We start from the raw sequence: 13,085 nt of genomic DNA on the forward strand, positions 1-13,085 counted from the left end.
TTAATTAGTAAGTATCATGTCTACTATGAATGGCCTACTTGAATTATTAACTTAAGAAGTTTCTTAAGTTTTAAAAAAGCTTATGGAACCTTTCATTCCATAAGCCATTCTATTTGATCGGATGTTCAACAATAAAGGATATCCAACCTTCTTTATATTCTGCATGTATATTACCATTATGAAGTGCAACAATTCTTTTTGAGATAGCGAGTCCCAGTCCATTTCCTTGATTATCTTTTCTGGCCTTATCACCCCTGAAAAATCTCTCAAACAATTTATTTGGATCGCTAACAGGTGGTTTCTCAGCTTTATTTGATACTTTCAAAATTACTTTATTATCTATTACTTCAAGACATATTGATAATTCGGATGGTTTCATGCTGTACTTTATCGCATTTATAAACAGATTTTCATAAACACGTACCATTTTTTCTACATCCATGAGAATAGGTATTGTTTCTTCCGTTATTGATTTTTGAACAATTAAACTTTCCTTTTCGAATATAGGAGTGTATTCTCCAACTATTTGCTCCAACAAACCTGATACATCAACTTCATTAAGGTTTAACTTGGCATCGATGTCTGATAAACGGGTGTACTCAAATAGTTCATCAATTAAATATTTCAATCTCTGTGATTTTAAATAAGTGGTTTCGAGATACTCCTGTAATTGTGCTTTACTGTCATATTGCCCTCTTTTTAATAAATCTACATAGCCGATAATAGATGTCAATGGTGTGCGTAAGTCATGAGATACGTTGGTTATGAGTTCATTTTTTGTACGTTCCAATCGTCTTTCCTGTTCAAATGTATTCTCCAATTCCTTGGACATGTAATTAATATTTTGAGCAAGTTGGGTCAATTCGTCTTTTCCCTCAATCTCAATTGTCAAACCCAGTTTTCCATTGGCAATATCATTCACATTATCAGAAATGAGCTTCAAATATACTATTTTCTTTCGAACCAATATTAAAAAAATGATTATAAAAGTAAAGATCGCTAACGCGAATATAAGAAATGTAAGCATATTATTTTCAAATGTACTAAGATCATCAAGATAGTGATTTAGAGTTAATGGTATTATAATATATATAAAAGTGAGGATTGTTAAACCAAACGAAACAAAAAAACTAACTGCAACAGCACCAAGAAGTTTTATAATTATCTTATTTCTAAAACTAACACTCTTCATATTTTGTACCCAATTCCCCAAACAGTTTTAATATAAATTGGATGTTTAGAATCCTCTTCAATTTTGTCTCTTATTTTTGTAATATGCACCATGACGGTATTATCCGATTTATAAAAAGCATCTTTCCAAACTGCTTCATATATTTTTGCAACACTCAGGACAATCCCTTTGTTACGAGCAAGTAGTTCGAGTATATCAAACTCTTTTGGAGTTAGCCTTACTTCCGTGCCTCTTATCCATACTTGACGTGTATCTGTATTTACGGTCAAATCACCAATTTCTAGGACACTTTTATCATTATCTGTATTTGTATTATATTTTTTAAACCTTCTTAATTGGGATTTTACTCTAGCGATTAACTCCAACGGATTAAACGGTTTTGATAAATAATCATCGGCACCAGAGGCCAAACCCTGAATTTTGTCTATATCCTCTGATTTTGCAGAAAGCATGATAATAGGCATATTTCGTTCTTCCCTAATCTTCATACACGCTTCAATGCCATCCATATTAGGCATCATAACATCCAAAATAATAAGATCGAATCGCTTTTCTTCTAACAGTTCTAACGCTTCAATAGCATCTTCTGCCTTTTGAGTTTTCAGACCCTCATTTTCCAAATATACAGAGATAAGATTTCTAATCTCTTTATCATCATCAACAATAAGAATTTTTGATTCCATATGATTCCTCCACATTTTTCTCATATTGAACAACTAAAAGCATAAGCAGGCGGTACATTTCTATCCTCTTTTTTGTAAACCTGCAATTGAATGACCAAAAGTAACATAATCGATATAAAAGAATAACATCTTAAATATTGTTCAAAATTTTCTTTAGATCCATTTACAATTAATAATTTTTCTTCTTCATTAAATTAAGCTTTTAATAAAAAATATTTTTTTTGAGATTCCTTCTTTTAATTAAATTTTTTTGATTACACCGGTAGTGTATATAACTTATAAAATGAAAAAAGAATCCTCTTCAATACGCTCTTTAAAGAAAATTCTTTTTCAAATCGTATTTTCTTTACTCGTTACTTATTTTCACCAGTTTTTCTCCTTGTTCTAAAAGTGTTTCATAGTCATTGTTCTCTTTAATTTCTTTAATTTCTTTAATTTCTTTGATTTTATTTTCAATTGTGGGCGTATTATTTATATTAAAGTACGTATTTAATACTTCATATGGTGTCTTTCCTTGTTTGATTGCACTATCTTCAATAGCTTCTTTCCATGGAATATTTACTTTGTCCATGCTTAATTCAAGGGCTGAACCAGTCTCATATCTTATATTTCGCTCTAAAAAACTTGGAGATTCTGCCTGTCCATTAGCAATAAAATTGAATGCCTCCATATAACGGGGGCCAATTATGATGATACTTAGTATACATAACATTATTACATTAACCTTCTTTCGGAAGTACAATTCTTTTATACAATTGAACTGTAATCCAGTAGTAAATCGAGTAAATCACTATGAAAATAACAATTGGTAACCAAATTCGAAAATACGGATCGATTAAAAGAGGGCCAAACATATTCATACCAACTAATATGTGAACAATACCGATAATTGCTGGGACTAAGAATACGAAGGATAACTCCTTATAAATCGATTGTGTTAATAATTCCCGGCGAACACCAATTTTACGAAGCATTTGATAACGTATACTATCTTTAGATGCACCAGATAGAATTTTAAACATTAAGCAACTTGCCATCATTGCTAAAAACGCAATTCCAACGAAGAACCCCATAAACATTAGTCCGCTGGAAAAACTTTGATTCACCTTATATGTTTGATACTTACTATCCAGTTCTTCCACTTTCACATTTTTATATTTAACTACCTGTAATTCATCAATTTTTTTCCATTCTTTTACGTATGCTCCAAAAACATCTGTTTTCCCAATAAACACCGTATTTTCTGTATCTTCCATACTATCGTATATGTTTTGATCTACAATCTTTATTTTATGATCAGGATGTATATAATTTGGCTGAATTGTTTCGAAAGCTTCGCTCCATTGTTTTGATTTTGCATCCTCTTTACCCCATTGTCTTGACAATACAAATGCATCCATGGGAATCTCTTCTGAAACTTTCATTATCTTCTCATTTTTTCTATCTTTTACTAAAGGACGATTGTTCTCTAGCTCTTCTTTTATATAATAAACATACTTATCATCTACTTTGTAACGATATTCAAGTTTCTCTTGAAATAAAATACTACTCAAAATGCTCTTTTCTTCTGCTGTTGGATTATGAACTACCGAATCGTAAATTGTTCCTTTATCAGTTTGCTTTAAAACGTCGTTTTTAAATGCCATACCACACGCAATTCCACCTGCTCCAAGAGCCACTAAGATTGCTACCGTCGCAAGCACATTTGTTAGGCCATTAATGCGGAAGTTTAATTGAGCAAATGTAAAAGTATTAAGCCCTTTTTCACTACGCTTTTTATTACTTTTTATTTTTTTTATCATAACTGGAAGAAGTGATCCAAACAACATGTAAGTACTAATAGTTGCTGCGATTAATCCAAGAGCCATTAATGTAGGAACTGTTCCTAGATTTTTTGCCTGTGGTATATAGAGCAATGATGCATAACCAATACCTAACAAAATCAGACCAAGTAATGCAACTACAATTGTCATTTTTCCTTTTACCGCGACACGCTCTGTTTGTGCATCTGCATGTACAAGCTGTAATACAGAAATACGTGACAATTTAATACTATTCATACTTGCTGATAGTACAAATAATGCAAAGAAGAAGATGCAAGTAACAACCATAGACGGAATGTAGAAAGCTTGGTAACCTTCTCCAGTTAACTCCAATTGTTTCATTAATAACTGCCCGATACCTTCTGCAAGTGCTACACCACTTGTAATCCCAATTACAAGTGACGCCGCACCTAATATGATTGTTTCAAGGAACATTAATAATGTAACTTTATACTTTCTTGCTCCTAACATCATATACATACCAAACTCTTTTTGGCGAAGAGATAATAAGAAAGAGTTTGCATACATAATGTAAAAAAATGTTACAATCGCTAATAAAGAGGAACCTATTTGAAATATTAATACAATAGGACCAACGTTTGCATTGGATTCAAGGAACGCTTTATTTAGTGATAGCGTTTGAAACATATAAAAAGTTGAAATAGATACAATAAGACCAATAAGTAATACAATATAATCTTGCAACTTACTTTTTAACCCTGACATGGAAAGTTTAAATAACATGTCCAAACCTCCTTTCTTACGCTTTTTGTGTGCCTAAATCTGCAAGTACGTCTAAAATTTCTTTATAAAACTCTTCACGTTTACCACCACGGTAAATTTCTTTATATAACTCACCATCTTGAATGAATAAAATACGCTGACAGTAACTTGCACTATATGGATCATGCGTAACCATCATAATCGATACGCCTTGTTCTTTATTTAAATTTGTCATTGCATTAAGTAAACTAGTTGCATTTTTAGAATCAAGAGCTCCTGTTGGCTCGTCCCCTAAAATAATTGCAGGCTCATGCACTAACGCACGTGCTGCTGCTGAACGCTGTTTCTGTCCACCAGATACTTCAGGTGGGTACTTTTGAAGTATTGCTACAATCCCTAACATATCAGCTACCTTTTCTACTTTGGCCCAATTTTTCGTGATGGGACACCTTGAAGAGATAATGGAAGTGCAATGTTTTCGTAAATAGATAAATTCTCTAATAAATTAAAGTCTTGGAAAATGAATCCTAACTTTTGCGAACGGAAATCAGAAAGCTCACCTTGCTTCATTTTCGTAATATCCGTTCCTGCAATTTCAATAACGCCACCTGTCGCTTTATCAAGAGTCGAAATTACATTTAATAATGTTGTTTTGCCAGAACCAGATGGCCCCATAATCCCAACAAACTCCCCATCTTGAATCGAGAATGAAACACCTTTTAATGCGTGTGATTGATTCTCACCTTTTTTACCGTACACTTTTTGAATGTTTTTTACGTCTACGACTGGTTTTATCATATATATCCTCCTACATCTCTATGATTGATAAGCTACTGTTTTGGTTGTTTCTTTTTCTTTTTCGTTTCCACTTGCAATGCCTCATCTGTAAAAGTATTAAACTTGTACCCCACCAATATATACCCTTTTATTTTTCAAAATAATAAGTCCTCTCATATTTTTGCAATACATAAAAATAGATATCAAACAGGATAAATTGTATTCAATTTGAACATCCATTTTTAGGAATACACGCAATAGACAATCTAAGTAATAAATTTGTTCCTTTTTAGATAAGAAAGCACTAGGTATTTTGTTAAGAAAACAAAATGAATTGCATAAAAAAATCCCTTTTCGCTATCTCAAAAAAAAGAATCATTGTGCTGGTTTTATAAACTGTATAATGTCCAGCTTATGCATAAGTACAAATGTTGCTGTCCACCAATACTTCAGGTAAATACTTTTGGAATATCGCTGAAACTTCTAATATATGAGCTACCTTTTTTCTATTTCCTGGCGAATATTTCGTGATGGAACACCTTGCAGGGAAAATGAAAAAACAATTTTGTGCAATCATTTGAATTATAAATAAAACATATTAAGAACTACTGGTTATATTTCTTAATTTTTCTTAAGATAATTTATAAAAACTAAACCATAACGGGGAGATTATTTCATAATTATTTCTAGTACAAATAATAAAAAACTACACCCTATTTAGGATGTAGTTTCTCTAACTGATTTATTTCTTTTTTACTTCATTTTTATAAAAAGTAAATAATGGTTCAATGGCTGGACTAGATAAAAGAGGAATTGCCTTCTCAATCAACTCTCTATCCCAATCAAACCAACGCATCTCCATTAGCATATTCATTTCTATATCAGTGAACCGCTTCTTTATTTCCTTAGCAGGATTTCCACCAACTATTGTATACGGCGGAACATCTTTACTTACGACAGATCCTGCTGCAACGATTGCACCTTCACCGATTGTAACGCCAGGCATTATAATAGCATTCATTCCAATCCAAGCATCACTTTTAATGACTGTATCACCCTTCGGTTCATATGATTGTTCAATTTGCTCAGCGAATGGATATACTGTAATCCATTCTGAGTGATGATTATGATTACCACCCATTAATATGACTACTCCACTGGCAATACAAACATAATTCCCAATTATGAGTTTATCAAGATGCCATCCCATCTGTTCAATTGGATTGAAAAGTGCTCGGGACTTAGCGTCTCCCCACAAATACCTTACACAGCCATCTTCAAAATTTTGATGACTATAATACCCAGAATAATAGGAGTATTCTCCTACTTCTATGAGTGGATTTGTTACTATATCTTTTAAATACTTCGTTTCTGACCAATGATTAAATAATGGATGCTTCATAACTTTATTCCTCGCTTCTAAGTATTATAGATCTTTGTAATTCACTTAGAAGCTTAATACAACTGCAACATTTTTTAGCTTTTTCAAACGACGAATCATTATATTCAAGCCTTTCTTTTATAATAAAAAAATCATAACGTGATAAATTACATAAGTCAAATTGTAAAATTATGTGCTCAAACTTAAGGTGTGCATTGAAATTTCAGTTTTAAAATAATCATGGTTTCAAATAATATATCGCAATTACATATAATAAAGATTTATTAGCTATATCTCTAACTTCTTTCTTATATTAGCCTTCACTCCCTCGATATAATTGTATTATTTATTAATTTGTCTGATAAATCAATAAATGTTAATATGATTATAGAAGATATTATCATCCATTAGATTTCACAGCTAGTTTTTCACAAAAATGATTTCTGAATCCTTTATTAATTAGGAGGTCTAGATGATGAAACTTTTAAAGCAATCAACAATTATCGGTGCATTGACTGTTGGAGGATTTTTATTTTCAAATACAATTAGTACAATCCCACCTGTGTCTGCTGAATCGCAACTTATACAAAAAGAATCACAATTTACAGATAATTGGCGGTGGCAAAGCTATTTTTTATTACATCATAATGCAGATTTTTTAGAAGAGTTAGCAGTTGGTGACTTAAAGCATGGAGATACATTCGATGTTAATATATATACTGGTGGTAAGGATACTGGTATTGTAAAAATATATCAATTGAGTCGAAATGAAAATGATGGAATAAACTTGCATAGATATAAAACCATTTACGACTCAGGTATAACACATAATTATGGTAGATTTGTAACACCTATTACTACGGTTTATAATCCAGGAACATATGTAGCCGTTATGAAACTTGGAGAAAATTATTATTATGGGGGCAGCTTTAAAATCTCAAAATAATTTACGTTTATCTCACCAATAAATATTGGATACTATAGTTATTAGACAAAAACTATTTTAAAAGCTTCTCTGCCTTATATAAGGTAGAGAGCTTTTTGATTGTCTGCCCTTTTAAGGTTAGAAAAAATCCTTACTTTCTTTATAAATTAGCATTTTTATTCACGAACCGTTTTCACTTCTTTATATCCTACAATTCGATATGTAATATTGCATATTCTATATGTTCATGCTTTTAACATGTGATAATTTATTTATATAAATATTTTAAATTAATATTGAAAGGAGAATATTACATGTCTTTCTTTTCTTGGTCTCCTCTTATTTTCTTAATAGTTGTCGCAATTATCATTTCTATTCAAAAGGCTAAGAAACAATAATTTATTATTTGGAGGTGTAATAATGTCATTTGCAGCATGGAGTGCAGTTTTTATGACTTTAATCGGAGCAATCTTTGGTACCCTTCCCTCTAGAAATAAGAACAAATCTATGAACTAAAAAGCGAATAATAAAAATTAGCATCTATACTTCTAATAAAATTCAATACAAAAAAGTAGCCTATACAGTTTTATAGGCTACTTTTCATTTCATCATTATTACTTAACTAATTCTTTCGTTCCCTTCATTACATCAACGAAGAATCCCCAGTTATTCACAACAGAAGAAATACTAATATGCTCATCTGGAGTGTGAACGTTGAATATATCTGGACCGAATGAAATTGCATCTAATTCAGGCATCTTTTGAACGAATACACTACATTCAATCCCTGCATGCACAGCAAAGATTTCAACATCTTTATTGTATTTTTCTTGATGCACTTTTTCAAATAAATTACGAATCTGTGAATTCGGATTGTATGGCCATTCTGGATACTCTGACTCTATTTCAAATGTTGCACTAACTAATTCGGCAATACATTTAATTTCATCTGCAACATGTTGTTTTAAACTACTTACAGAACTTCTCACTTCGTTACGTAATTTAATTTCATCTTGCAACGTTTCAATAACGCCTAAATTTGTTGAGCTTTCTACTAGACCTTTAATATCCAGGCTCATACTTTGAATGCCGTTCGGAATTAAGAATAATGATGAAATAAGCTGCTTTTGTGTCTCTTTAGCAAATACTTTTTCTACTGCTTTATCCAATTTTGTAAGTGTTACATGAACATCTGGATCAACAGCACGCATTTCTTCTTGTAATACTCTTGTCCATGATACTAGTTTTTCTTCTACTTGCTCTACATCTTCTGTACGTAATAAAATTGTAGCTACACTTTCACGCGGAATTGCATTCGTTTTTAATCCGCCGTGAACCTCACTTATATCAAATTGAATATTTGCTGATAAATCACGTAATACTCGTCCTAATACTTTGTTCGCATTACCGCGTTGTTTATCAATTTCCATACCAGAATGTCCGCCTTTTAGACCACCAACATATAGACGGTATGCATCCATATTCGCTGATGCTTCATCCCAAATTACTGGAATTGTTTCAACAGCTTTCGCACCACCTGCGCTACTTACAAGTAATTTATGATCTTCTTCAGAATCAATATTAATAAAAATCTTTCCTTCAAAATGATTTGAATCAACAGCGAAAGCTCCGCCCATTGTCGTTTCTTCTTCAGTAGTAATAACTACTTCAAGTGCTGGATGCGGAATATCTGATGCATCTAATAAAGCCAATGCATATGCAACAGCAATACCATTATCAGCTCCTAAAGTCGTTTGATTTGCATATAACATGTCCCCAATAATTCGTAATTCAATTGGATCTTTTTCAAAATCATGTACGGTTGCTTGATTTTTTTCACATACCATATCCATATGACCTTGAATGATAATAGCTGGCACATTTTCATAACCAGTAGTTGCTTCTTTTTTAATAATGACATTCAATGCTTCATCTTGAATCACTTCTAAGTTACGCTCTTTTGCAAAGCCCACTAAATAATCACTAATTTCCTTTTCATTACCCGATCCTCTAGGAATCTTTGAAATTTCTGCAAAATGATAAAATACAGGGTGCTTTGTTAATTGTTCTAAAGTAGAAAGCATTTTTAAGCTCCTCTCAAAATGACAAAATAATATGTAAGTCTTTAATCATTATACCATGATTCATTATTTTACCTTTCTTTTAACTTTTTAATATATTGTTCATTTTATGTACAACACTCTTACAACATTGTAAGGGTGTTGTAATCTATATCGATTTTTCTCATTTCATAATAGCCGTATACTGTGTAAAGAAACAAATTGAAGGAGATAAAGAAAATGAAAAAGTTTTTAGCAATTATTTCACTATGTTTATTATTTTCTAGTTTTACTATTGGATGTGAGAGAGCATCACTAAATCGAATTGGTAAAGATGTATATTACGTGCAGATAAAAGGAGAAGGAAGTATCGAAAAAGTAGAAGGTAGAAACTTACGAAACTACACACTGCCTGCTTATGACGAAGACGGAGTAAAAAAAAAATTACATTTAGAAGTACAAAAAAAGAAAACGATCATAAATTAAATGAAAATGCATTTTTACGCCTTTATGTAGATCAAGATGATAATAACAAAAATGAAATATCATCTATTGAAGTAAAGTCCTATGAAGAGATTCAGAAAGCAGATTTACCTGAAAAAACAAAAGAAAAGTTTAACATTAAATAAAAAAACAAAAGAAAATGCTCTATGCATTTTCTTTTGTTTTTTTCACTCGTATATATTTCGAACTATTACTATTCATAAGCTTTTCTAAACGATTTATATTTTCCGTTAATGCACCTTTCACAAGAGAGAAATCTGTATTTGCTTCTTCTTTTTTTTCTTTAAAAAACGAAGACTTTTGTACATTGATTTCAGCCATCTCTTCTCCCCCTTTTCAAAAAGATACAACCTTTTATTTATATTATATAGCAAATGCAGACAGCGTGTACACGTATCATTTTCTTTTTAATTCTTCTTCTAACTCTTCTACTTGCTGCAAAGTATCTCCTTTTATTAAAGAGAAATCTGTTGTATCTTCATTATCTTCTTTAAAAAAATCATTGTCATAATCTTTTATCACTACAATCACCTCTACGTGCTAGTGTAGGAATGATTGTCCGATTTTATTCAACTTTATCCGATTTATTCCGAATTTATGTATAAAAGAGTAGGACAGAAAGTTCTGTCCTACTTACTAAAATAACTATGATGTATTGTTAAATTATAAACATTTTCAAAATCCCGATCTTGCAGGTTATTTTTCTTCCCATCAATAACAATGAAAACATCAATCACTATTTTTGCTGGTATTATTCCGACATTTTCTACTTGCACCGCTTTCTGCTCATTCAGTTGATCAATGTGTTCTAACGGAACCATAATACTAAATTGCGAGCGGATACTGCGAAAGTTTGTATTTAATTCCTTTGCCGCTTCAAATACAACAATTTTCGCACCAATCTTTTCCCCATACGAATCTAAAAATGCGTTTAAGCTTTTTGTATATTCTTCTTCCGTATGCCATTCCATTGTACCGAATACTGCTGGATTGACATTTTGAATAATTGTTGTGTATATTTCTCCTCTTGCTTTTGAAGCAATTAATGACCGTTTTATCGATTGAACAGTCTTGCCGATATCGCTAAATTTCGCTCCCCATATTTCTGAAATGTTAGGTGTTAAAATAAATGCAATATCAACGAAAATGACCATCGCAGTAAACATTAATAAGTTTTTCCAGAGGGTTAAATCGATTCCTTTTATCATGAAATAAACTGTGACTGATGTTATGAATAATCCATACCAAGTTTTTCGAATTCGCTGCTTTTTCTCTTCGTATAACTCTTCATTTCTCCAATAAAAGAAAACAAGAATTACAAAAATGATCGCTAAAATAAATAAGCCGATTCGAATGTTAGAGATTACCAATCATATCACCCTCCATTCAAAAACTACTCACGATATCATTACATGCACAAGCAGCTCTCTTTATGACAAAAGACGTGGACAAGCTTCTAAATTTAGCAATATCGCATATACATTAGAAGGCGGCCGCGTCTTTTATCATGAGTCTACATTGTATATGTAGACAAGCATGCGTTTCAAATTTTCATGTTAAAAAGAGATATGTTTCGGAATTTCCCCTTCAGGTACTTCTCCATCCATACTTAAGTAATAATGACGAATCGGACGTAAATTTTCGTCTAATTCATAAACAAGCGGAATGCTAGTTGGAATATTTAATGAAACCACTCCATCATTTGAAAGGTTGTCTAAGTATTTCACTAGCGATCGAATTGTATTACCATGAGATGAAATAATTACTTTCTCACCACTTTTTAATGACGGTGCAATTTCTGAATGCCAATAATTAAGCACTCGTTTCTCCGTATCCTCTAAACATTCAGTTAATGGGAATTCACCTTTTGGAAGTGTTTTATATCTTGGATCGTTCGCTTCATATCTAGGGTCATCTTCAGTAAGAGCAGGTGGTCTTACATCAACACTTCTTCTCCAAATATGAACTTGCTCCTCACCATATTTTTTCGCAGTTTCATCTTTATTCAACCCTTGCAATGCACCGTAATGTCTTTCATTTAATTCCCAGGATTTATGTATAGGCACCCAAGTAAGATTCATTTCATGCAGCACAATCCATAAAGTCCGGATTGCTCGTTTTAATACAGATGCATAAGCAACATCGAAAGTATAACCATTTTCCTTTAATATTGCTCCTGCTTCTCTTGCTTCACTTAATCCATTCTCTGATAAATCTACATCAGTCCATCCAGTAAAGCGATTTTCAAGATTCCATAAACTTTGTCCGTGACGAATAAGTACAAGTTTTATCATTATAATTCCCCTCTCGGAAATGTGAATTTTATTGTTCCATCGCGTACACGTATAAAGTAGCTAGTAATGTAACTTTTTATCCATTCACTCTATGATTTATCCATAGTTGCCAAATGCATGGATAAAATTCATTTTTTTTCAAACTATAACGAAAGGCATATTTCTCATTATTTTTGATCAACCGGTATTTCTCGTTTCGATATCCATGCATCAAAACCTGAACGGCTATTCGCCATATCATTCATAACTTGATGCCAATTTTCTTCACATGATTCACCAAATTTTGAAAAAATAGCATCCATTTGCATCCTTTGAACATCGCTCAGTTTTTTCTCTAAATCTGTACCTTCTTCTGTTAAAGATAACTGTTTCACACGGCGGTCATGTGTAGCTTCATTACTCTCAATAAGTCCCTTTTCCACAAGTTGACGAAGTGGTCCGTGAAGAGCTTGTTTACTTATTTCTAATAGCGATAGTAACTCATTTACACTTATCCCTGGAAAACGTGCAATAAAAAATAAAATTCGGTGATGTACTCGCTGTATACCGTACTCTTTTATAATTTCATCTGGCTTTTCAGTAAATGTTTTATATGCAAAGTAAAATAATGCTAATGCCTCATTCATCTGTTCTTCTTTATGTTGTGTCATCTACTTTCCCCCTGTATGTAAATTATACCACAATCCAGTAATCAATATTTTAATCAATGCACTGGAACTTCTT

General features: G+C 32.0%; 11 protein-coding genes and 3 pseudogenes. 2 read left to right on the forward strand and 12 right to left on the reverse strand.

The features are described from left to right. Positions 1-109 precede the first annotated feature (109 nt). The 6 genes and pseudogenes from SJY24_RS17795 to SJY24_RS17820 form a co-directional block, all read right to left on the reverse strand. A complete protein-coding gene (locus SJY24_RS17795) occupies positions 110-1,192 on the reverse strand; it encodes a HAMP domain-containing sensor histidine kinase (protein WP_377865660.1) in 1,083 nt (360 codons plus the stop codon). Next, the gene (locus tag SJY24_RS17800; RefSeq protein ID WP_002017038.1) at positions 1,189-1,875 is read right to left on the reverse strand and encodes a response regulator transcription factor; all 687 of its coding nucleotides are present in this window, start codon (positions 1,873-1,875) and stop codon (positions 1,189-1,191) included. Before SJY24_RS17800 ends, SJY24_RS17795 begins: the two co-directional genes overlap by 4 nt. Before the next feature lie 346 nt (positions 1,876-2,221). Then, a pseudogene (locus SJY24_RS17805) lies at positions 2,222-2,548 on the reverse strand (hypothetical protein); the annotation flags it as partial. Positions 2,549-2,594: 46 nt separating this feature from the next. After that, a complete protein-coding gene (locus tag SJY24_RS17810; RefSeq protein ID WP_377865661.1) occupies positions 2,595-4,442 on the reverse strand; it encodes an FtsX-like permease family protein in 1,848 nt (615 codons plus the stop codon). Between the two features lie 16 nt (positions 4,443-4,458). Then, positions 4,459-5,219: pseudogene (locus SJY24_RS17815) on the reverse strand (ABC transporter ATP-binding protein). Positions 5,220-5,940: 721 nt separating this feature from the next. Next, positions 5,941-6,600, reverse strand: coding sequence for a CatB-related O-acetyltransferase (locus SJY24_RS17820; protein WP_377865662.1), 660 nt, complete (start codon positions 6,598-6,600; stop codon positions 5,941-5,943). A 454-nt stretch (positions 6,601-7,054) separates the two neighbouring features. Between SJY24_RS17820 and SJY24_RS17825 the strand changes: the two genes are divergently transcribed. Then, entirely contained in the window at positions 7,055-7,525 is a 471-nt protein-coding gene (locus SJY24_RS17825; protein WP_377865663.1) for a DUF5065 family protein, read from the forward strand. A 593-nt stretch (positions 7,526-8,118) separates the two neighbouring features. Here SJY24_RS17825 and pepD read toward each other — a convergent pair. After that, positions 8,119-9,588, reverse strand: a complete 1,470-nt coding sequence (pepD, locus tag SJY24_RS17830) for a beta-Ala-His dipeptidase (RefSeq protein ID WP_377865664.1) — start codon at positions 9,586-9,588, stop codon at positions 8,119-8,121. Between the two features lie 216 nt (positions 9,589-9,804). On the opposite strand from pepD, the pseudogene SJY24_RS17835 reads away from it, so the two are divergent. Then, positions 9,805-10,193: pseudogene (locus tag SJY24_RS17835) on the forward strand (YxeA family protein). A gap of 19 nt (positions 10,194-10,212) precedes the next feature. Here SJY24_RS17835 and spoIISB read toward each other — a convergent pair. The 5 genes from spoIISB to SJY24_RS17860 form a co-directional block, all read right to left on the reverse strand. Next, positions 10,213-10,389: a stage II sporulation protein SB gene (gene spoIISB, locus SJY24_RS17840; RefSeq protein WP_377865665.1), complete on the reverse strand. Its 177-nt coding sequence runs from the start codon at positions 10,387-10,389 to the stop codon at positions 10,213-10,215. A 75-nt stretch (positions 10,390-10,464) separates the two neighbouring features. Beyond that, entirely contained in the window at positions 10,465-10,590 is a 126-nt protein-coding gene (locus tag SJY24_RS17845; protein ID WP_000588712.1) for a hypothetical protein, read from the reverse strand. Between the two features lie 107 nt (positions 10,591-10,697). Continuing rightward, entirely contained in the window at positions 10,698-11,438 is a 741-nt protein-coding gene (locus SJY24_RS17850) for a type II toxin-antitoxin system SpoIISA family toxin (RefSeq protein ID WP_377865666.1), read from the reverse strand. 186 nt (positions 11,439-11,624) lie between these two features. Further along, on the reverse strand, positions 11,625-12,362 hold the full coding sequence (gene gpmA / locus SJY24_RS17855) for a 2,3-diphosphoglycerate-dependent phosphoglycerate mutase (protein WP_377865667.1): 738 nt from the start codon (positions 12,360-12,362) through the stop codon (positions 11,625-11,627). A 167-nt stretch (positions 12,363-12,529) separates the two neighbouring features. Beyond that, positions 12,530-13,012, reverse strand: a complete 483-nt coding sequence (locus SJY24_RS17860) for a MarR family winged helix-turn-helix transcriptional regulator (protein WP_377865668.1) — start codon at positions 13,010-13,012, stop codon at positions 12,530-12,532. Between the last annotated feature and the right edge of the window lie 73 nt (positions 13,013-13,085).

This window comes from Bacillus sp. R86525 (assembly GCF_042466195.1).
In the GTDB taxonomy this organism is placed as follows: Bacteria; Bacillota; Bacilli; order Bacillales; family Bacillaceae_G; genus Bacillus_A; species Bacillus_A nitratireducens.